Origin of the sequence: Nocardiopsis xinjiangensis YIM 90004 (assembly GCF_000341145.1) — a bacterium.
Lineage (GTDB): Bacteria > Actinomycetota > Actinomycetes > Streptosporangiales > Streptosporangiaceae > Nocardiopsis > Nocardiopsis xinjiangensis.
In genome coordinates this window covers 21,974-41,957 of record NZ_ANBE01000038.1, presented here as the reverse complement: position 1 = coordinate 41,957, position 19,984 = coordinate 21,974, and the positions used below count along the sequence as shown (strand labels likewise).

The window sequence follows — 19,984 nt, the reverse complement described above, 5'->3', positions numbered from 1 at the left end:
CCGTCGGGGCGCCCGACACGACGATGAGCACTCCGACGCTGCTGGCCGTCGCGCACGGCAGCAGGGACCCGCGTTCGGCCCGGGCGGTGGCCGCGCTCTTCGGCCGGGTGCGGGCGCTGCGGCCCGGTCTGGACGTACGCGTCTCCTACCTGGACCACGTCTCCCCCGGCACCGAGGACGCGCTGGCCGCGCTCGACGCCGAAGGTGTCGGGGAGGCCGTGGTGCTGCCGACACTGCTGACCGCGGCCTTCCACAGCAAGGTGGACCTGCCCGGGGTACTGGCCGGGGCACGCGAGCGGGGCCTGAGCGCCCGGGTGCACTACGCCGACACCCTGGGACCGGACCCTTTGCTGTTGGGGGCGGTGGAGCGGCGCCTGTCCGAGGCCGGGGCGTCGCCGGCGCCCGACACGGCCCTGGTGCTGGCCTCGGCGGGCTCCAGCGACCCCGGGGCCAACGCGACCATCGAGGCGATGGCCCGGGATCTGGCCGCCCGCGGCCCCTGGCGCGAGGTGGTGCCGGCCTTCGCCTCCGCCGCCTCTCCCACGCCAGCGGAGGCCGTGGCCGCGGTGCGCGGCCGGGGTGCCGAGCGGGTGGCGGTCTCGGGATACCTGCTCGCCCCCGGGTTCTTCTCCGACCGGGTGCGGCGGCAGGCGAGCGAGGCCGGAGCATCGTTCGTCGCGGACGCGCTCGGCGACGTCCCCGAGATCGCCCGGGTGGTTCTGGACCGCTACGACGCCGCCGTGGCCGCCCGGTACACGACAGCATGAGCCGGGCGAGCGGGGCGGAACGGGTGCCTTTTCCGCGGATGGTGGAGGTGCCCGCGGAACACGTGGTCCTGCACGATCGTGGGAGTTGGAGCACGCGGGAGGTGGAGGTCCAGGCCTTCGTCCTGGCGGCCGTGCCCGTGACACAGGGCCTGTACCGGGCGGTCACGGGCCGGCGGGTGGAGGCACAGGGTGCCGGGGGCAGAGAGCCGGTGACTGAGGTGTCGTGGTTCGACGCCCTGCACTTCTGCGACCTGCTGTCCCTGGCCCACGGCCTGATCCCCTGCTACGGCACGTCCGGTGCCGGCCCGGGCGACGAACGGGCACGCGGTCGGCCTGCAGGCACACCCGGCGGTGGGGATCCCGACGGCGCCGACCTACGGGGCGACCCTGGTGCCGACGGGTACCGGCTGCCCACCGAGGCCGAGTGGGAGCACGCCTGCCGGGCCGGGAGCACCGGCGTCAGGTACGGCGACCTGGACACGATCGCGTGGTGCCGGAAGAACTCCGGCGGTCGGCCCCACCAGGTGGGTTGCCGGGAACCGAACGCGTGGGGCCTGCACGACATGATCGGGAACGTGTGGGAGTGGTGCTGGGACCTCTACGACCCGCGCGTGTACGGCCCGTACCGGGTCTTCCGCGGCGGCGGGTGGAACGACCACCACTGGGGTTGCCGGGCTTCCTCGCGGCGCAAGAGTCACCCGACACTGCGCATCGACGACCTGGGGTTCCGGGTGGCACGTTCCCTCTGATGCGGGCGGCCTGGAGCCCCCAGAGCCCCAGAACACCCCCGTGGCGCACCACAGGCCCGTTGGCCACCGCGTTGCCACGGGTGTTCACGAAGCGCTCGTGAAGGGATTTCCGGTCCCGCTTTGCACGGTGTGTTGCCAACGTCACCGCCGTCGACCGTCGTTCCGTGATCTGAGCCGCCTCGTCCCCGAACCGACGGCTTGATGACCCCGCGGTCCCGCACGATCCTGGCTTAGAGTGCAATGGGTGATGCCCACGCACATGAGGCGGGCCGAGATCAATGGGGAGAACACATCATGAGCGCGATGCCCATCGAACCCGAGAACGGTCCCGGAGTCGGCCACGACCTCAGTGGGTACGTGCTGGTGCCCGCGAGATGGGTCGAACATTACGAACGTCTCCTCGAGGAACATGAGGACGCCGAGGCTGCGCGGATCTGGGATGAGGTCAAGGCGGGGCGAGAGCCGGTCTTCACCCACGACGAAGTGTGGGAGAACGACGAGTGAGCCGCAAATACGAGCTCGAGTACACCCGCACAGCGCTCAAAGGCATCAAGAACCTGGATGGTTCGAACAGAAAACGTATCCGTCGAGCGATCGAGATGCTCGCAGACGATCCTCGGCCGAGCGGGTGCGTCCAGCTCAAGGGATGCTCCGGGATTTGGCGTATCCGTGTCGGCGATCACCGTATCCGCTACAGGATCGACGACGGAGTGCTCATCGTCCTGGTTCTCAAGGTGGCTCCTCGCGGCGGTTTCTACGACGACTTGTGATTCGGTTCTCCGCGCAGCGGAGTCGCCCCGGGTTCGCTGGGCCGACGATGGAGCGCTAAGGCGCGCCGTAGCCGCCCGCTGTTCCATGGTCTGAGTTCCCGTGTGCTTCGGGAACGCGGTGGACAATGGTCCTATGACCAACGACGACAGCATCCGCGACCTCCTGCGGGGCCTTCCGGTGTTCGCCGCCGGGACTCCCCCGTTCGACCCGGACACCGCGCCCGAGGACCCGCTCGACCTCTTCCGTTCCTGGTTCGCCGGCGCCGTGGAAGCGGGGGTCCCCGAGCCGCACGCGATGGTGGTCGCCACCGCGGACGGGCGCGGGGTCCCGTCGGCGCGGGTGGTCATCATGAAGGACCTCTCCGCCCGCGGCTGGTGGTTCGCCACGACGACGACCTCCCGCAAGGGCCGGGAACTGGCGCGGAACCAGGGGGCGGCGCTGACCTTCCACTGGAAGGAACAGGGCCGCCAGGTGCGCGTGCGTGGTGTGGCCGAGCACGCGGGCGCCGAGGCGAGCGCGGAGGACTTCCGCAGGCGCCCGCTGGAGTCGCGGGTGGCGGGGCTGCACGGGCGCCAGAGCGAACCGTTGGACGAGCTCGCCGAGATCGACCGGGCGGCCGGCGCCTCGCGTGAACGCCTCGAACACGCCCCGGACCTGGCCCCGGACGACTGGGGCCTGTACGCGGTGGTCCCGCACGAGGTCGAGTTCTGGCAGGGCGACCCGGACCGGCGGCACGTGCGGTTGCGGTACGAGCGCCCGGACGCGGACAGCGCCTGGGAACGCGGACTCCTCTGGCCTTGAGGGGCGGCGGAACGCTCCCCACCTCGACGGACCGTTTCGCGGACGTTACGGGCCGCTCTCCCCGCGGCCCGGTCCACGGGGATAGGATTCCGGCACTTTCTCCCCGCACGTCCGTATGCAGAACCAAGAAGGGCGGTAACCGCGATGCCCCCGACCCACGAGGTGTTCAATCAGGCCGCACCGCTCGGCGACTACTCGGCCGCCGAGGACCCCGCGCTCGTCGAAGGGTTGCGCCGCGAAGGGGCCGGGTGGGCCGAGAACGAGGTCCGGGAGGTGGGCGAGGCCGCGGGCTCGGAGCGGGTGCGTTCCTGGGGCGAGTCGGCCAACACCTACACGCCGGTGCTGCACACCCACGACCGCTACGGGCACCGCGTGGACGAGGTGGAGTACCAGCCCGCCTACCACGTGCTCATGGATCAGGCCGTCGGGTACGGGATGCACGCGGCCCCGTGGGCGGACGGGCGTCCGGGCGCGCACGTGGCGCGTGCGGCCAAGTTCTACCTGTGGTCCCAGCCGGAGGCCGGCCACGGGTGCCCGATCTCGATGACCTATGCGGCGGTGCCGGCCCTGCGCCACTCCCCCGAGTTGGCCGCGCGCTACGAGCCGCTGTTGAGTGCGCGCGAGTACGACTTCGGCTTGCGGGCCCCCGATGGCAAGCGGGGGCTCATCGCGGGCATGTCGATGACGGAGAAGCAGGGCGGCTCGGACGTACGCGCCAACACCACACGGGCGGTACCGACGTCGGAGGGTTTCCACCGCCTCACCGGGCACAAGTGGTTCACGTCGGCGCCGATGAGCGATGTCTTCCTGACGTTGGCGCAGGCACCGGAGGGGCTGAGCTGTTTCCTGGTGCCGCGGGTGCTGCCCGACGGCAGCCGCAACACGCTCCACATCCAGCGGTTGAAGGACAAGCTCGGCAACCGGTCCAACGCGTCGGCGGAACTGGAGTACGACGGCGCGGTCGGGCACATGGTGGGCGAGCCGGGCCGGGGGGTGCGCACCATCATCGAGATGGTCAACTGCACCCGGTTGGACTGTGTGATCGGTTCGGCGGGCGGGATGCGCGCGGCGGTCACGTACGCGCTGCACCACGCGGAGCACCGGCAGAGCTTCGGCAAACGCCTGGTGGAGCAGCCGTTGATGCGCAACGTACTGGCCGACCTGGCGTTGGAGTCGGAGGCGGCCACGGCGTTGATGACCCGTCTGGCCGGGTCGGTGGACCGCTCGGTACGCGGCGACGAGGCGGAGACGGCCTTCCGGCGCCTGGGGGTGGCCGTGGGCAAGTTCTGGGTGACCAAGCGCCAGCCGGCGCACGCGGCCGAGGCGTTGGAGTGCCTGGGTGGCAACGGGTACGTGGAGGAGTCGGGGATGCCGCGGCTGTTCCGGGACTCGCCCCTCAACTCCATCTGGGAGGGTTCGGGCAATGTGGCCGCCCTGGACGTTCTGCGGGCCATGGGGCGCAGCCCGGAGTCCGTGGAGGCGTTCATGGGTGAGCTGGCCACGGCCCGGGGCGTGGACGACCACTACGACACCGCGGTCAAGCAGCTGGAGCGGGGCCTGGGCGACCTGGCCGAAGCCGAGTACCGGGCGCGGTCGATCGTGGAGCTGATGGCGGTGACGCTGCAGGCCTCGGTACTGCTGCGGTACGCGCCGACGCCGGTGGCGGAGGCCTTCACGGTCTCGCGTCTGGGCGGGGGCTCGGGCCGGGTGTTCGGCACCCTGCCGACGGAGGTCGACACGGAGCTGATCCTGGACCGGGTGCGGCCGGGCGGTTGATACCGCGATCGGTCCGTTGATTTCGGGCCGGGCCGTCGAGACCGTTCCGGGGCCGACGCCCGGCCTTTTTGCACCCGATGCCCTGGTTTATTTCTCTTGTGAGCCAACGCCCCTCCGCTTGTTCTTTATACTGACAATCAGCGTGGAAAACTCCGCTGCGGGGCGGTCGAAAAATGATCATCGCGCCAGGTCGGCATACTTCGGCTTAGGGAGCGGAAGGAACCAGTCGTCCACTTGACCATGCCCGCTAGGGCTCCGAGACCCAAGAGACTGACGACGCCTATGGTGGAAGTCTGGCCCGGCAACTCCTATCCGCTGGGTGCGACCTATGACGGTACCGGCACCAATTTCTCACTCTTCTCCGAGGCCGCCGAACGGGTGGATCTGTGCCTGTTCGACGACGCGGGGCGCGAGACCCGTGTCCCCTTGACCGAGTACGACGGTTTTGTCTGGCACGGGTACCTGCCGGGGGTCGGCCCGGGGCAGCAGTACGGATACCGGGTGCACGGCCCCTACGCACCCGAACACGGCCTGCGCTGCAACCCGAACAAACTACTGACCGACCCTTACGCGAAAGCACTGAACGGCCACCTGACCTGGCACGAATCACTTTTCAGCTACCATTTCTCCGACCCCGACCGCAAGAACACCGCCGACAGCGCCCCGTACATTCCCAAATGTGTGGTGGTCAGCCCGTTCTTCGATTGGGGCAACGAGTCCCGACCGCGCACCCCGTACCACCAGACGGTGATCTACGAGACGCACCTGCGCGGCCTGACGATGCAACATCCGAGCGTTCCCGAACACCAGAGGGGCACCTATTCGGGTCTGGCCCACCCGGCGGTGATCGACTACCTCACTTCCCTGGGGGTCACCGCAGTGGAGCTGATGCCGGTGCACCATTTCGTCCCCGAGCACGCGATGGTGGCGCGCGGCCTGACCAATTACTGGGGTTACAACACACTGTCCTTCCTGGCCCCGCACAGCGGTTACGCGGCACTGGGTTCACGAGGCCAGCAGGTCCAGGAGTTCAAGGCGATGGTCCGGTCACTGCACGAGGCCGGCATCGAGGTCCTCCTGGACGTGGTCTACAACCACACCGCCGAGGGCGACCACATGGGTCCCACCCTGTCGCTGCGGGGCATCGACAACCTGAGCTACTACCGGGTCGCCGACGAGGACCAGCGCTACTACCTGGACTACACGGGGTGCGGCAACAGCCTGAACGTACGCCACCCGCACTCGTTGCAGCTCATCATGGACTCCCTGCGCTACTGGGTCCTGGAGATGCACGTGGACGGGTTCCGTTTCGACCTGGCCTCGGCACTGGCCCGGGAGTTCCACGACGTGGACCGGTTGAGCACCTTCTTCGACATCGTCCAGCAGGACCCGGTCATCTCCCAGGTCAAGCTCATCGCCGAACCGTGGGACGTGGGCCCGGGCGGGTACCAGGTCGGCAACTTCCCCCCGCTGTGGACCGAATGGAACGGCAAGTACCGGGACACGGTGCGCGACTACTGGCGGGGGCACGCGGTCGTGGGGGAGATGGCCTCGCGCCTGGCCGGCTCCAGCGACCTGTACCAGGACGACGGCCGCCGCCCGATGGCCTCGATCAACTTCATCACGTGCCACGACGGGTTCACCCTGGCCGACCTGGTCTCCTACGACCACAAACACAACGAGGCCAACGGGGAGGAGAACAGGGACGGCACCGACGACAACCGTTCCTGGAACCACGGGGTGGAGGGACCCACCCGCGACCGGGCGGTGCTGGCGCTGCGCAGGCGCCAGGTCCGCAACCACCTGACCACACTCTTCCTGTCCCAGGGCGTGGTGATGCTCTCGCACGGCGACGAGATCGGCCGCACCCAGGGCGGCAACAACAACGCCTACTGCCAGGACAACGAGATCGCGTGGGTGGACTGGTCGGGCCTCGGGTCAGATGGGGGCGGGCCCGCCGACGACCTGTTGGGGTACGTGCGTGAGCTCTCCCGACTGCGGCGCGAGCACCCGGTCTTCCGCCGCCGCCGCTTCTTCCGGGGCAGTCCGGTGGAGGGAAGTGCCACCGGGGAGGACGACCTGCCCGACATCGCCTGGCTGCGCCCGGACGGCAAACCGATGGCGGGCGGGGACTGGGACCACGCGGGCCAGGCTCTGGGGGCCTTCCTCAACGGCGACGCGATCTCCGAACCGGACCGGCGCGGACGGCGTATCCGGGGCCACTCGTTCCTCATGCTGTTCAACAGCGGAGCGGAAGCGGTCGACTTCACTCTGCCGGGCGACGAGTACGGCGAAGCGTGGGAGACGGTGTTGGACACCGCCGAGCCGGACGTGGCGGGGCGCCCCCACGTGTCGGCGTCGGGCCCGGTACGGGTCATCGACCGGGCCCTGGTGCTGCTGCGGCGGGTCTCGCACCGCGGCAGCTGACCCGGCCACGGCGGGGAGGGGACCGCCCGTCCCCCTCCCCGCCGTACCCGGCCCGGGGCCTAACCTGGGTGACCATGGCCAACAGCACCGGCGCGTCGGCGCCCGCAGCGATCTCCTTCCGTGAACTCCTGCCCGAGCCCGGGGCGAGGGGGGTGGACCCGGCCGGGGCCTATGCGTATCCGGTGGGGCTGGACCGGCCGTGGGTCCGGGCGAACATGGTCGCCAGTGCCGACGGCGCAGCGGTGGGTACCACCGGCAGCAGCCGGGACCTGTCCTGCCCGGCCGACCGGCGCCTGCTGGGCATCTTGCGGGGGTTGTGCGACGTCGTGGTGGTGGGCGCGCACACCGCCCGTGTGGAGAACTACGGTCCGGTGCGGCCGCGACCGGCCTGGGAGCACCTGCGGGCGGGCCGTCCCGCGAGCCCGCGGGTGGCGGTGGTCTCACGGTCGATGGACGTGCCCGAGGCGCTGCTGACGGAAGCGCCCGAGGACGCGCGCACGCTGGTACTGACCACGGACCGGGCCCCGGCCGCCCGGCGCGCGTGGGCGGCCGAGCACGCCGACGTGGTGGTGGTCGAGGGCGCGTCGGTGACGCCGGTCCACGTGGTCGAGGCGTTGGCCGAGCGGGGCCTGTACCGGGTGCTGACCGAGGGCGGACCGCACCTGTTGGCCGAGTTCGTGGCGGCGGGGCTGTTGGACGAGCTGTGCCTGACGACGAGCCCGTTCCTCCTCGGGTCGGGACCGCCCCGTGTGGTGGCCGGCGGCCCCGGGACGCCGGGGGCGCCCGAGCACGGAGCGGCGCGGAGCACACCCGTTCGCCTGGCGCACCTGCTGGAATCCGACGGCAACCTCTTCGCGCGTTACCTGCGGAATTGACGGGACGGGCGTGAGGGCCCTGTAACCGGTCGGTTTCGGCCACCCCACAACGACGCATGAACGGCCCCGCAACCGGACATACCCGATGTGTGCCTTGATGGACAACACCGCGACTGCACACATCAGTGTTGACGGGGCTTATCGGCTTGGCCCCCCGGCCGAGAGGATGAACGTAGTGCCGACGTCCGAAAACGGGTCCCCTCCGGTCTACCGTGAGATAGCCGAGGAGATGCGCGCCCTGATCCGCTCCGGACAGTACTCCGACGGCGACCGTCTCCCCGGGGAGAACACGATCATGGAGAGGCACGGCGTCGCCAGGGCCACGGCGCGCCAAGCACTCTCCGTCCTGACCAACGAGGGCCTGGCCGTGGCCGTCCGCGGGTCGGGCATCTACGTACGCCTGTTCCGTCCCGTGCGAAGACACGGGTCCCGGCGCCTGTCGAAGGAGCTGTGGGGCAAAGGTCGGGCGATCTGGCAGACCGACGGCGCCGACCGGGCCTACCGGGTCGACGGCCTGCGGGTGGAGGAGGCCGCTGCCAGGGAGCACGTGGCGCGCGTACTGGACCTGGAGGAGGGCGCGGGTGTCCTGCGGCGTTCCCGGCGCTACCTCGTGGAGGATCGGCCGGTGCAGACGGCGGTGTCCTTCCTTTCCCTGTCCTTGCTGACCGAGCGCGCCGATCATCCCGCGGCGCGCAGCATCCGCTCGCACGACAGTGGTCCGGGCGGGATCTACGCCCGCCTGTCGGAGCTGGATCTGGCGCCGGCGCACTTCACCGAGGAGATCCGGGTGCGGATGCCCACCCCGGAGGAGAACGGGCAACTGCACCTGGCGGCGGGGACCCCGGTCCTGGAGGTGGCCCGCACGGCGTTGACCGCCGGCAACCGTCCGGTGGAGTTCAATCAGATCACGATGGACGGTTCGGCCTACGTCCTGCAGTACGACTTCGAGGCCTGAACGGCCCGAACCGCCGGCCCCGGCCGTCCGTGGCCCGGCATCCGCGACACGGCGGCGCCCGGGGGCGGGTAGTACCGGTCGGTACTCCCCGTCCCCCGGGCGCCGCCTTCACGGACACCGCCGGGATCACGGGCGCCGTCTCCGTCTGGAGGCGAACACCAGGAACGCCAGCGACAGGACCGCGAGCCCGATCGCCAGGGATCCGGCCGCCGCGAAGACCATGCTGTTCTCCGCGGTCATCAACCACTGGGCCACCCCGACACCCAGGACGAACGAGACGCCCAGGGCCGCGACGGCGATGGCCGCCATCAGCCCGAGGAGTCTGCGGTCGCCGAGGGGTTCGGGGCGTACATGGTCGATATGGGCGGTCGTGGCCCGGGCACTGAGTTCTGCCGCCCATCGCAGTTCCCGTCCCGCGGTGGCCGTGCCGTCGACGACGGCGCGGACCCGGCTGCGCGCGCCCGCGGCAGCTTCTTCGAGCAGCCACAGTCCGTAGCGGACTCTTCCTACGCGCAGCGGCTGTTTTGTCACTCCTAGTGATTGTTGAACTGTTGCAGCCATGCCACCTGCCTCAGTGATCCACTGAACACTGACCCTTGCCTTGCACCTACCCGTCGCTTTGGGGACTGAACGTGGTCAAGGGTGAAGTTAGGTTTATGTAGCATCTAAGGCCGTTTTATCTTCCTCTGTGGTACTTAACTCCGATTTGCGCCATCGAAGGTCGTGGCAGCATTCGCGCACGATCCCGGGTAGCGTCGGGTCCATGGCTGATTCAGCGGATCGGACCCCGGCCGACGGCAACGGGGGACCACGGCTGCCCAAGACCGACGAGGAGTGGCGGGAGCACCTCGCCCCGGAGGAGTTCGAGGTCCTGCGCAGGTCGGCGACCGAACGCCCCTGGAGCGGCGCCTACGTCGACACCAAGAGCGAGGGCGTCTACCGCTGCCGGGGATGCGGCACCGAGCTGTTCCGCTCGGACGAGAAGTTCGAGTCCCATTGCGGATGGCCCAGCTTCTTCGACCCGGCCGAGAGCGAGGCGGTCGTCCTGCACGAGGACCGTTCCATGGGTATGGTCCGCACCGAGGTCCGGTGCGCCACCTGTGACTCCCACCTGGGCCACGTCTTCTACGGTGAGGGGTACGCCACGCCCACCGACGCCCGGTACTGCATCAACTCGGTCGCACTGTCCCTGGAGCCGAGGCAGTAGGCTTACCAGCCTGAGCCCGGCCCTGCCCGCACGTAGTGGGATGGTAGGCCGGCCCCGTCGGGGCCCGACCGTTCCCCCGGGATCAGGGACAATCGCCACCAGTGCACCGAGGCCGGCCCCCGCCGGACCGAGGAGCGCCGCGCGGAATGGGGTGGACCACCCGGGTTGTCCGCGCACCAGAGGCCCCGGAGACCCCGGGGCCCGTCCCCCACAGCGGTAACCGATGTGCGGGCAACCAGACCCACCCGCGACGAAAGCGCTCGATGACCGACGACTCACCCGACCCCGCCCACCGGCCCCCGGCCCGACCGCGCCTGGGCATGGCCCAGGGGTCGGCCCCCTGGCTGCTGCCCGCCGTGGGCGCGGCCACCGCGGCCGGGCTGGCCGCCCGCGGTTCCCGGGCACGGGCGCTGGCGGCCACACCCGTCATCGCCCTGGCCGCCGGGATGACCTGGTTCTTCNCCCCCAGCCCGACGGCCGCCCCCGCCTCGCGGTGTTCATGAACCCCCTCAACGTGCACGTCAACCGTGCGCCGCTGGCCGGTGTCATCACCGGCGTCGAACACCGCCCCGGGGGCTTCCGTCCAGCATTCGACAAGGACAGCGAGCGTAATGAACGCGTCATCTGGACCCTTGAAACCGAGATCGGTGAGATCACGGTCGTCCAAATCGCCGGCGCGATGGTCCGGCGTATCGTCCCGTATCTCGCTGCGGGGCAGAAGGTCGAGCAAGGCGAGAGGATCGGCCTCATCCGGTTCGGGTCCCGGGTCGACATCTACTTCCCGTCCGGTCTCACCCCGGCGGTGGAGGTCGGCCAGAAGGTCCGGGCCGGAGAAACACGCCTTGACGCCGGCTGAGCACACGCTGGAGGCCGAGGCGCCCATCCCTTCCGAGGCCGATGACGCGCCCCGGTTGCGTCTGGGGGTGGCCGACTATCTCACGCTCGGCAACGCCCTGTGCGGGTTCCTCGCCGTGTGGGCACTGGCCATGGCCCAGGCCGGACACATGGCCGCCGGCGCCGAGGGCTCCCTGCCCCGCACCGCCGTGGCCACCGCCGGTGCGCTGCTGCTCTTCGCCTCCGCCCTGGACGTGCTCGACGGCCGTATCGCCCGCCGTTTCGGGGGCAGCGGCATGGGCGCGGAGCTGGACAACCTCGCCGACGTCATCAGTTTCGGGTTCGCCCCGGCCTTCTTCGTGGTCACCTGGGGCGTGCTCTCCGGCGGCATGAACGTGCTCCCGGTACTGGCGGGCAGCGCGGTCCTGGCCGCCGCGATCGTGCGTCTGGCGCGCTTCTCCTGCCAGGCTCCGGGCACGGACTACTTCACCGGTCTGCCCTCGCCCTTCGGCGCGATGGCGATCGTGACGGTGGTGCTCCTGGACCCTCCGGTCTACGGGGGGCTGGCCGCGGTGCTGCTGATCTCCTGGCTCATGGTGAGCCGCATGGAGTACCCCAAACCGCGGGGCAAGCGCATCTACGCGGTCCTGGGCACCATCGGGGCGGCCGTGGCGCTGCTGGCGGCCTGGGCCCTGGGCGTGCCCGCCGGCGACGTGCTCATCTACCTCATGAGCGCCCTGGTGCTGCTGTTCATCGTGACCATCCCCTTCTACGTGCTGGCGGTGCGGCGGGCCAACGCCGGCTGACCGCCCACGAACGCACCGGAGAGCTCCCGCACGCGGTCCGCGTGCGGGAGCTCTCCGCGTGCGGCTCCGGTGCACGCAGGGGCACCGGAAACCGGGGGCAGGCCGTGGCCGGGGTCAGGCCAGGGACTCCACGATCTCGGTGACCGGCTTGCGGAAACCGGTGTAGAAGGGGACCTCCTCGCGGGTGTGCAGGCGGGCCTCGGCACCGCGCAGGTGCCGCATGAGGTCGACGGTGCGGTACAGCTCGTCGGCCTCGAAGGCCAGCAGCCACTCGTAGTCGTTGAGGCCGAAGGAGGAGACGGTGTTGGCGCGCACGTCCGCGTAGCCGACGGCCATGCGGCCGTGCTCGGCGAGCATCCCGCGGCGCTCCTCGTCGGGCAGCAGGTACCACTCGTAGGAGCGCACGAACGGATACACGCAGATGGTGTCCCTGGGCTCCTCGCCGGACATGAAGGCCGGCACGTGGCCGCGGTTGAACTCGGCGGGCCGGTGCAGGCCCATGACCGACCACACCGGGGCCGAGGCACGCCCGACCTCGGTGCGGCGGAAGGCGGTGTAGGTGTCCTGGACCTGGCGCGGGTCGTCGCCGATCCACCAGAACATCAGGTCGGCGTCGGCGCGCAGACCCTGGACGTCGTAGGTACCGCGGGTGGTGACACCGCTCTCGGCAGCCTTGTCGAGCAAGGCCTGGAGTTCGTCCGCGGCGGCGGTGCGGTCGGTGCCCTCGGGCAGGTCGACCTTGAAGACCGACCACATCGTGTACCGGATGAGGGCGTTGAGGTCGGTGCCGTCGTCGGCGAGTGCTTCGTTCTGCTGGCCCGTCACGGGTTGGCTCCTTGCTGATTCGTTGCGTCGGTGGTGTTCGGGAGGGCGGTCAGGCCCTCGGCGAGGCGGCGGGCCTCGCGTCCGGCGTCGGCGATGCAGGCGGGCACCCCCACACCTTCGTAGGCGGCGCCGCACACACCCAGACCGGGATGGCGGCCCACGGCTCCGCGGACACGGTCGATGCGGTCGGCGTGGCCGACCGAGTACTGGGGAAGTCCGTTCTCCCAGCGCGTGACACGGACCTGGACCGGGGTTCCGGACACACCGGTCACGCGGGCCAGGTCGGCCAGCGCGGCGGCGGCGAGTTCGTCGTCGGAGCGCTCCAGGACGGTGTGCTCACCGAACCGCCCGATGGAGCAGCGCAGCACCACGAGGTCCTCGCCGGGGTTGGCCTCGGCGACCTCCTCGGCGAGCCAGGGCCACTTGTTGGAGGAGAAGGTGGCGGCCTTGATGGTCAGGCCCTCGCCGGAGGGGACCAGGAACCCGGTCCCGGTGGGTGGTTCGGGGAAGGCCGACGCAGGCAGGGCGAAGGTCACCAGCGCCATGGAGGCGTAATCGATGCCGTCCAGGTCGGAGGCGGCCCCGGGCACCTGGTCCTGCAGCAGCCGGGCCGCCTCGGGGGCAGGGCAGGCCAGTAGGACCGCGTCGCAGTCGAGGGGGGCAGCGCCCTCCAGGTGCACGCGCCAGCCCTGGGGGCGGCGTTCCAGGGAATGTGCGCGAGTGCCGGTGCGCAGGTGCTCGCCCTGCCGTTCGGCCAGCGTCTCCACGAGTCCGGCGACCCCGCCGCGCAGGGACGCGAAGACCGGGCCCGGTTTGGTGGGGGCCTTGCCACGACCGGCGAGGCTGGCGCGCACACCGAGCATCAGGGAGCGTTCGGTGCGGGCCATGGGTGCGATCTGGGGGAGGGTGGAGTCCAGGGAGAGCTGATCGGCGCGGCCCGCGTAGACCCCGCCCAGGAGCGGTTCGACGAGGCGGTCCACGACTTGGTGCCCCATACGGGTACCGATGTGGTCGGCCACCGAGACGTCGCCGTGCGCGGGGGTGCGCGGGCGGACCAGGTCGAACCCGGCGCGCAGGACCCCGCCCCAGGAGAGCACGCCGCCGGCGGCGAGGGCACGCAGGTCTCCGGGCACCCCCATGAGCTGTCCCTTGGGCAGGGGACGGCGGCGACCCCGGCTGTAGAGGGAGGCCGAACCCTGGCCGGGGTGGACGACACGGTCGCCCAGACCGAGCTCCTCGAACAGGTCGACGGCCTCGGGCCGACGGGCCAGGACGGCCTCGGCACCGGCGTCGACGCGGGCCCCGGCCACAGGTGAGGCATGGAGTTTGCCCCCGGCGCGTTGCGCGGCCTCGAGCACGGTGACGGCGGCTCCGTGGCCGCGGAGGCGGTGCGCGGCCGTGAGTCCTGAGACCCCTCCTCCGACCACGACGACGTGCGGTACTTCAGCCATGTCTCCAGTTTCTCAGATGCCGTGGGTCACAGTGGTCCGGCTGCCTCGTCCGGTGCAGCACAGCGGCCCTGTTCAAACACCATTCTCGCGGGCCCCGTGCATACCGGGAAGGGTACTCGGACACATCCGGGTACGGTCCTTCGACGGTCCGCGAGATGCCGCACAGGACCGTTGCGCGGTCGTTACCACATTCTCGGAACGAAGGCGACCGGAGGCCCGTCCGACCGTGCATGGATTCAGCATCTCTGCGCACCCCCCTCGGTCTGCTCGCGGTGTTCCTGGTGGCCCTGGTGCTCACCGCGTGCGGAGCGACCCAGTCCGACCACTCCGGCGGGGCCCCGGAGGACACGTCGGCGAACGGGGCCGCACCGGAGCAGAGCAGGGACGGCGAGGCCGAGGAAGAAGCCGGCGGGGAGACCGGCGGCGGGGAGGGGAGCTCACCCGTCGGCGGGGACGTCGAGGTCGACGAGCGCGACCTGGTGCACCGCGCCGAGCTGACACTGCGGGTGGAGGACCTGGACGAAGCGGGTGAGCGTGCCAAGGAGCTGACCGCCGAGGCCGACGGTTACGTGTCCCGTGAGTCCTATGAGGCCCCCACCGGCGGGGCGGCGCGGGCCTCGATGACCCTGCGCGTGCCCAGCGAGGGGTACGAAGCGGCGTTGGCGGAGCTGACCGGCATGGGTGACAGGTCCAGTCTGGAGCGCTCGGTGGAGGACGTCACCGAGGAGGTCGCCGATGTGGAGGGCCGTACCGAGTCGACCGAGCGTTCCCTGGAGACCCTGCGCGGCTACCTCGACGAGGCCGAAAGCGTGGAGGAGATGCTGGAGGTGGAGTCGCAGATCCAGGAGCGGCAGGAGGACCTGGAGGCGTTCCAGGCGCGGCTGGAGGCCCTGGAGAACAACACCGCCTACTCGGCGGTGGAACTGACCCTGCTGCCGCCCAACGCGCCCGAGGAGGACATCGAGCGCGAGGAGTTGCCCGGGTTCCTGGAGAGCCTGCGTTCAGGAGGGGAAGCCCTGCTCACGGTGGGCCGGGCCGTGGCGTCGGCCGTGGGCTGGCTCCTGCCGTTCGTGCTCGTCGTGGCCGCGATCGGCGCGTGGCCGTGGATGCGGTGGCGGGCACGGCGCCGCGACAGGCGCGAGCTGATGACCGCGAGCCGCTCCCGGCGCCGTTCCGGGGACGCCGGCGACGGTGCCACGGACACACCGGCTCCGGCTTCGGGCCACGGCGCGGAGCGGTCCGCCGTGGACGAGCCCGGTGACCACGGTGACGGGGGCGGGGCCTCGGCCGGCGGGGGCGGGAACTCCGGAACCTGCTGAGCCCGTCGGGCCCGCGGCACCGGGAACGCGTCGAGGGTGCCGGACAGAGCCCGGCGCCCCGACGCTCGGTGCCCGCTCAGGAAACGGACTGCTCGTGCACGAACTCCGTCAGCCGCTGGAGCTGGTCCGGGTCGGTGCTGGGCAGCACGCCGTGGCCGAGGTTGAAGATGTGGCCCTCGGCGGCGCGCCCGCGCGCGAGGATGTCGCGGGTGCGTTCGGCCACGACCTCCCAGGGCGCGAACACGGTGGCCGGGTCCAGGTTGCCCTGGACGGCCTTGCCCGGGCCCACGCGCTCGGCGGCCTGGTCCACCGGGATCCTCCAGTCGGCGCCCACGACGTCTGCGCCGGCCTCGCCGAGCATGCCCAGGAGCTCGCCGGTGCCCACACCGAAGTGGATGCGCGGGACCTCGTACTCGCTGAGCCGGTTGAAGATCCACGAGGAGTAGGGCAGCACGGAGGCCCGGTAGTCCTCGGCGCTCAGGGCGCCGACCCAGGAGTCGAAGAGCTGCACGGCGCTGGCGCCGGCCTCGATCTGGGTGCGCAGGAACCCGACCGTGATGCTCGCCAGGCGGCGCATGAGCTCGTCCCAGAGCTCGGGCTCGCCGTACATGAGCGCCTTGGTGTGTTCGTGGTTCTTCGACGGCCCGCCCTCGATGAGGTAGGAGGCCAGCGTGAAGGGAGCGCCGGCGAACCCGATGAGCGGGGTGTCGCCGAGCTCACCGGTGAGTTGTCCCACGGCCTCCCGGATGAAGGGGATGTCGTCGGGCTCGATCTCACGCAGGCGCTTGATCCCGTCGGCGTCGCGGATCGGTTCGGCGACCACGGGGCCGACCCCGGGCTTGATGTCGAGGTCGATGCCGATGGCCTTGAGCGGGACGACGATGTCGCTGAAGAAGATCGCGGCGTCGACACCGTACCGGCGCACCGGCTGCATCGTGATCTCGGTGATCATGTCGGGGCGCGCGCACGCTTCCAGCATGGGGACGTCGGCGCGGGTACGGCGGTACTCGGGCAGGGAACGCCCGGCCTGGCGCATGAACCACACCGGTGTACGGGACACCGGGAGGCGCCGGCAAGCACGAAGGAATGGAGAGTCTTGGAGCGTCATCCTCTGATCGTGCCATGCCGTTCCCGGCGCTCTCACCCGGATCGCCGGAGCAGTGGGACGGCAGGCAGCGGCCCGGTACCGAGATCATCACAAAACACCGACACGCCGGGCCGATTACGTTTCCGCGGCCGTGACTCGTGCCACGGTCGGAGCCGTGTCCAACACCGTGCCGACGGCGGCGAGACTGGGCACGTCCCGTGCACATCCGTTGATCCGTGATCACCACAAGACGAAGGCAGACGTTTCCACAATGCCCGATGTCGGTAGCGCCGAGAACGCGCCTGAGACGTTCCGGCGAGCGGTCGAGGCCCTCCGCGAACCCCTCCTCACCCGCCCNCCCCCCGCCGCGTCCTCGGCCGCAGTGGAGGTTCGGGGTGAGGAGGTCGCCTGGGGCCGGCTGATCCTCCTGTACGACCCCGAGAACACCCGGGACTGGCCCGGACCCTTCCGTGTGGTCTGCCAGGTCAACTCCGAACTGGAGTCGGAGATCGCCACCGATCCCCTGTTGGGGCCGGTCGCGTGGAGCTGGCTGACCGACGCCCTGGAGGCCCAGGGCGCCACTCACCACACACTGAGCGGGACAGTGACCCGCGCCACCACAGAGGGGTTCGGAACCAAAGCCGACGAGGGGGCCTCCACCGAGGTGGAGTTGCGCGCCTCGTGGACCCCCGAGACCGACGATCTGACGAGTCACGTCAACGCGTGGTTGGCGTTGTTGGCCTCGGCTGCGGGTCTGCCCCCGCTGGACGTGGCAGACATCAGCAGACAGCGTTCGCGGCCCTGAGGCTGTGGCCACGGGAGCGGTCGGGATCAGCGTCCGGTGGCCACAGCACATACCGTAGAGGTGTGGCGAACGCGTTGAACCCCAAGACAGAATCCCGCGAACCGGAAAGTGACGACGAGGAGAGGGCGCCTCTCCTGCGGGAACCACGCGAGGGCCTGCCCGAGGTCACCGCCGACCCCGACGCCCTGTCGGACGTGGTCGCGGCGCTGAGTTCGGGAAGCGGTCCCGTGGCCGTGGACGCCGAGCGGGCCTCGGGTTACAGGTACGGACAGCGCGCCTACCTGGTCCAGCTGCGGCGCGAGGGGTCGGGGTCGGTGCTGATCGACCCGATCGCCTGTGCCGACCTGAGCGGACTCAGCTCCGCCCTGGAGGGAACCGAGATGGTGTTGCACGCCGCGCACCAGGACCTTCCCTGCCTGACCGAGGTGCACCTGTACCCAGAGCGCCTCTTCGACACCGAGCTGGCCGGCCGTCTCCTGGGTTATCACCGGGTCGGTCTGGGCTCGATGGTGGAGCGGTTGCTGAACGTGCGGCTGGCCAAGGAGCACTCCGCGGTCGACTGGTCCCAACGCCCACTCCCCGAGGACTGGTTGCGTTATGCCGCGCTGGACGTGGAGATCCTCGTCGATCTGCGCGACCGGCTGGAGGCGGAGCTGGAGGAGTCCGGCAAGCTCTCCTGGGCCCTGGAGGAGTTCGCCTCGGTGCTGAACGCCCCGCCCAAAGAGCCGCGCCGCGATCCGTGGCGGCGGACGTCGGGCATCCACCGGGTGCGCAATCAGCGTTCCCTGGCGGCGGTGCGCGAGCTCTGGTACGAGCGGGACCGGATCGCACAGGAGCGCGACATCTCCCCCGGACGGGTGCTGCCCGACGCGGCGATCGTGGAGGCGGCCTCGACGATGCCGCGCACCTCGGCCGAGCTGACCAAGATCCGCCAGTTCGGCATCAAGCTCGCGCGGCGGTACGTCCCGACGTGGATCAAAGCGGTCAACCGGGCACGCGACATGGAGCAGTCCGAGCTTCCCCGCCCCAACGGCCCGGGTGACGGGCCGCCCCCGGTCAACCGCTGGGCGGACCGCTCCCCCGAGGCGGCGCGCCGTCTGGAGTCGGCCCGCGCCACGATCGCGCAGATCGCCGAGGACGTCGTGATGCCGACGGAGAACCTGCTGCTGCCCGACACCGTGCGCCGCTTGTCGTGGACCCCTCCGGAGGAGGTCGAACCCGGGGCTGTGGGGGAGTTCCTGCGTTCGCGCGGGGCCCGCGAGTGGCAGATCGGGCTGACCGCTCGACCGTTGGCGACGGCGCTGGCGAAGGCCGGAAAAGGTTGACCGTTACCCCCGTTTTGTCCTAGCCAACCCAGAAGTGACCGAACTCACCACCCACAAAAGCCCCGTGACGTCTGGTCCGTAGCCGCGTGTCCGTTTAAGTTATAGAAACGTGCCCTCATCGATCAGGCCTCCTGAACCTGATCGGCGGGCTTGGAGGACGGACGAGGGCGGCCCGGGGCCGCTCGTCGCTATGAGGGAAATGTGGTGAGTCTGCTTGTCGTTCTGGCGTGCCCTGCTGCGCGTGACCGGCCTGACGGCTGAAGCCGAGAAGCAGTCGGTCCATACCGCCGAACCCTCTCGCGAGGAACGTGGGGCCGAGAAGCCCAGCGGCCTGCCGGTACCGGCCCCTGTCGGGCCCCCCGCGCCCGTCGACCCGGCCCCGGAGGCCGACGAGGACCGGGGCCCCTCGGTGCCCACGGCGGGGATGCGGGCGGCCGCACTGGAGCGGACCCTGCGTTCGCTCGTGGAGCTGCACGGGACCGAGCACCCCGACACCATCACCGCGCGCAACAACCTGGCGACCAAGTACGCGCAGATGGGGCGGCGCCAGGCGGCGGTGCAGCAGTTCGAACTGGCCTTGGACGAGGCGGTCTCGGTCTACGGTGACGAGCATCCCCGCGCCGAGATCATCCGCGAGAACCTCGCCTGGGCGCTGGAGGACGCGGGCCGCCCGGCCGATGCGGCCCAGCACTGGGAGATGCTCCTGCGCGAGCGCGAGTCCCAGTTCGGTTCCGCCGACGAGGACACCGTGGAGGCCCGCACGCGCCTGGCCGTGTGCTACCGCCGCAGCGGCCGCCTGGACGCGGCCGTGGCCCACTACGAGCGTGCGGTGGAGGACGTGGCCGGCACCGTCGCGCGCGAGGAACTACGACTGGGCCTGAGCGCGGCGCTGAACATGTCGGGCCGTTACGACGAAGCGACCACGCAGCTGCGGATGGTCCTGGCCGGACGGCGGCGCCGCCTGGGCAAGGGCCACCTGGAGACCCTGACCGTGCACCACCGGCTCGGCCGCTGCTACACGCAGGCCGGGCGCGCGAACGAAGCCGTGGAGACGCTGAGCGGGGCCTACCGCGCCGCGCTGAACTCCTCGGGCGACCCAGAAGTGCGCCGGCTGATGCTGCGCCTGCGCCGCGATCTCGCCGGTGCCTACAGCGCCGCGGGGCGGCGCAGGGAGGCCGACGCGCTCCTGTGAGCGGCCCCGACC

At 70.7% G+C, this 19,984-nt stretch carries 19 protein-coding genes and 1 pseudogene; 16 read left to right on the top strand and 4 right to left on the bottom strand.

The features are described from left to right. Window positions 1–23: 23 nt before the first annotated feature. From D473_RS0117880 to D473_RS0117840, 9 genes are all read left to right on the top strand, one after another. On the top strand, window positions 24–767 hold the full coding sequence (locus D473_RS0117880; protein WP_017610420.1) for a sirohydrochlorin chelatase: 744 nt from the start codon (window positions 24–26) through the stop codon (window positions 765–767). Window positions 768–805: 38 nt separating this feature from the next. After that, window positions 806–1,516, top strand: coding sequence for a formylglycine-generating enzyme family protein (locus tag D473_RS0117875; protein ID WP_017610419.1), 711 nt, complete (start codon window positions 806–808; stop codon window positions 1,514–1,516). A 294-nt stretch (window positions 1,517–1,810) separates the two neighbouring features. Then, a complete protein-coding gene (locus D473_RS0117870; protein WP_017610418.1) occupies window positions 1,811–2,020 on the top strand; it encodes a hypothetical protein in 210 nt (69 codons plus the stop codon). Beyond that, on the top strand, window positions 2,017–2,286 hold the full coding sequence (locus tag D473_RS0117865; protein ID WP_017610417.1) for a type II toxin-antitoxin system RelE family toxin: 270 nt from the start codon (window positions 2,017–2,019) through the stop codon (window positions 2,284–2,286). Before D473_RS0117870 ends, D473_RS0117865 begins: the two co-directional genes overlap by 4 nt. A gap of 133 nt (window positions 2,287–2,419) precedes the next feature. Next, entirely contained in the window at window positions 2,420–3,088 is a 669-nt protein-coding gene (locus tag D473_RS0117860) for a pyridoxine/pyridoxamine 5'-phosphate oxidase (RefSeq protein WP_017610416.1), read from the top strand. A 144-nt stretch (window positions 3,089–3,232) separates the two neighbouring features. Next, on the top strand, window positions 3,233–4,864 hold the full coding sequence (locus D473_RS0117855; protein ID WP_017610415.1) for an acyl-CoA dehydrogenase family protein: 1,632 nt from the start codon (window positions 3,233–3,235) through the stop codon (window positions 4,862–4,864). Between the two features lie 282 nt (window positions 4,865–5,146). Beyond that, on the top strand, window positions 5,147–7,291 hold the full coding sequence (gene glgX / locus D473_RS0117850) for a glycogen debranching protein GlgX (RefSeq protein ID WP_017610414.1): 2,145 nt from the start codon (window positions 5,147–5,149) through the stop codon (window positions 7,289–7,291). A 74-nt stretch (window positions 7,292–7,365) separates the two neighbouring features. Further along, window positions 7,366–8,166, top strand: coding sequence for a dihydrofolate reductase family protein (locus D473_RS0117845; protein ID WP_017610413.1), 801 nt, complete (start codon window positions 7,366–7,368; stop codon window positions 8,164–8,166). Window positions 8,167–8,332: 166 nt separating this feature from the next. Beyond that, complete coding sequence (locus D473_RS0117840) at window positions 8,333–9,121, top strand: GntR family transcriptional regulator (RefSeq protein WP_033353582.1); 789 nt, start codon at window positions 8,333–8,335, stop codon at window positions 9,119–9,121. A 126-nt stretch (window positions 9,122–9,247) separates the two neighbouring features. On the opposite strand, the gene D473_RS0117835 is transcribed toward D473_RS0117840, so the two are convergent. Continuing rightward, window positions 9,248–9,652, bottom strand: a complete 405-nt coding sequence (locus D473_RS0117835) for a hypothetical protein (protein ID WP_017610411.1) — start codon at window positions 9,650–9,652, stop codon at window positions 9,248–9,250. Between the two features lie 232 nt (window positions 9,653–9,884). Between D473_RS0117835 and msrB the strand changes: the two genes are divergently transcribed. The 3 genes and pseudogenes from msrB (at window position 9,885) to D473_RS0117820 (ending at window position 11,968) form a co-directional block, all read left to right on the top strand. Further along, window positions 9,885–10,328, top strand: a complete 444-nt coding sequence (gene msrB, locus D473_RS0117830; protein ID WP_017610410.1) for a peptide-methionine (R)-S-oxide reductase MsrB — start codon at window positions 9,885–9,887, stop codon at window positions 10,326–10,328. 263 nt (window positions 10,329–10,591) lie between these two features. Beyond that, window positions 10,592–11,184: pseudogene (locus D473_RS25795) on the top strand (phosphatidylserine decarboxylase). Continuing rightward, on the top strand, window positions 11,171–11,968 hold the full coding sequence (locus D473_RS0117820; RefSeq protein ID WP_017610409.1) for a CDP-alcohol phosphatidyltransferase family protein: 798 nt from the start codon (window positions 11,171–11,173) through the stop codon (window positions 11,966–11,968). Before D473_RS25795 ends, D473_RS0117820 begins: the two are co-directional and overlap by 14 nt. 114 nt (window positions 11,969–12,082) lie before the next feature. Here the strand turns inward: D473_RS0117820 and hemQ are convergent, their stop codons facing one another. Together hemQ and hemG are read right to left on the bottom strand one after the other, a co-directional pair. Continuing rightward, window positions 12,083–12,793: a hydrogen peroxide-dependent heme synthase gene (hemQ, locus tag D473_RS0117815; protein ID WP_017610408.1), complete on the bottom strand. Its 711-nt coding sequence runs from the start codon at window positions 12,791–12,793 to the stop codon at window positions 12,083–12,085. Further along, window positions 12,790–14,244 carry a protoporphyrinogen oxidase gene (gene hemG / locus D473_RS0117810; RefSeq protein ID WP_017610407.1) on the bottom strand — a complete coding sequence of 485 codons (1,455 nt, stop codon included), beginning with the start codon at window positions 14,242–14,244 and terminating at the stop codon, window positions 12,790–12,792. Before hemG ends, hemQ begins: the two co-directional genes overlap by 4 nt. Window positions 14,245–14,474: 230 nt before the next feature. Here hemG and D473_RS0117805 point away from each other — a divergent pair, with 230 nt between their 5' ends. Beyond that, window positions 14,475–15,563, top strand: a complete 1,089-nt coding sequence (locus D473_RS0117805; RefSeq protein WP_017610406.1) for a DUF4349 domain-containing protein — start codon at window positions 14,475–14,477, stop codon at window positions 15,561–15,563. 76 nt (window positions 15,564–15,639) lie between these two features. Here D473_RS0117805 and hemE read toward each other — a convergent pair whose 3' ends face one another. Continuing rightward, entirely contained in the window at window positions 15,640–16,608 is a 969-nt protein-coding gene (gene hemE, locus D473_RS0117800; protein ID WP_017610405.1) for a uroporphyrinogen decarboxylase, read from the bottom strand. A gap of 313 nt (window positions 16,609–16,921) precedes the next feature. On the opposite strand from hemE, the gene D473_RS0117795 reads away from it, so the two are divergent. From D473_RS0117795 to D473_RS0117785, 3 genes are all read left to right on the top strand, one after another. After that, window positions 16,922–17,455 carry a DUF3000 family protein gene (locus tag D473_RS0117795; protein WP_017610404.1) on the top strand — a complete coding sequence of 178 codons (534 nt, stop codon included), beginning with the start codon at window positions 16,922–16,924 and terminating at the stop codon, window positions 17,453–17,455. Window positions 17,456–17,517: 62 nt separating this feature from the next. Next, complete coding sequence (locus D473_RS0117790) at window positions 17,518–18,780, top strand: ribonuclease D (protein ID WP_017610403.1); 1,263 nt, start codon at window positions 17,518–17,520, stop codon at window positions 18,778–18,780. Between the two features lie 214 nt (window positions 18,781–18,994). After that, the gene (locus tag D473_RS0117785; protein WP_017610402.1) at window positions 18,995–19,972 is read left to right on the top strand and encodes a tetratricopeptide repeat protein; all 978 of its coding nucleotides are present in this window, start codon (window positions 18,995–18,997) and stop codon (window positions 19,970–19,972) included. Window positions 19,973–19,984 lie beyond the last annotated feature (12 nt).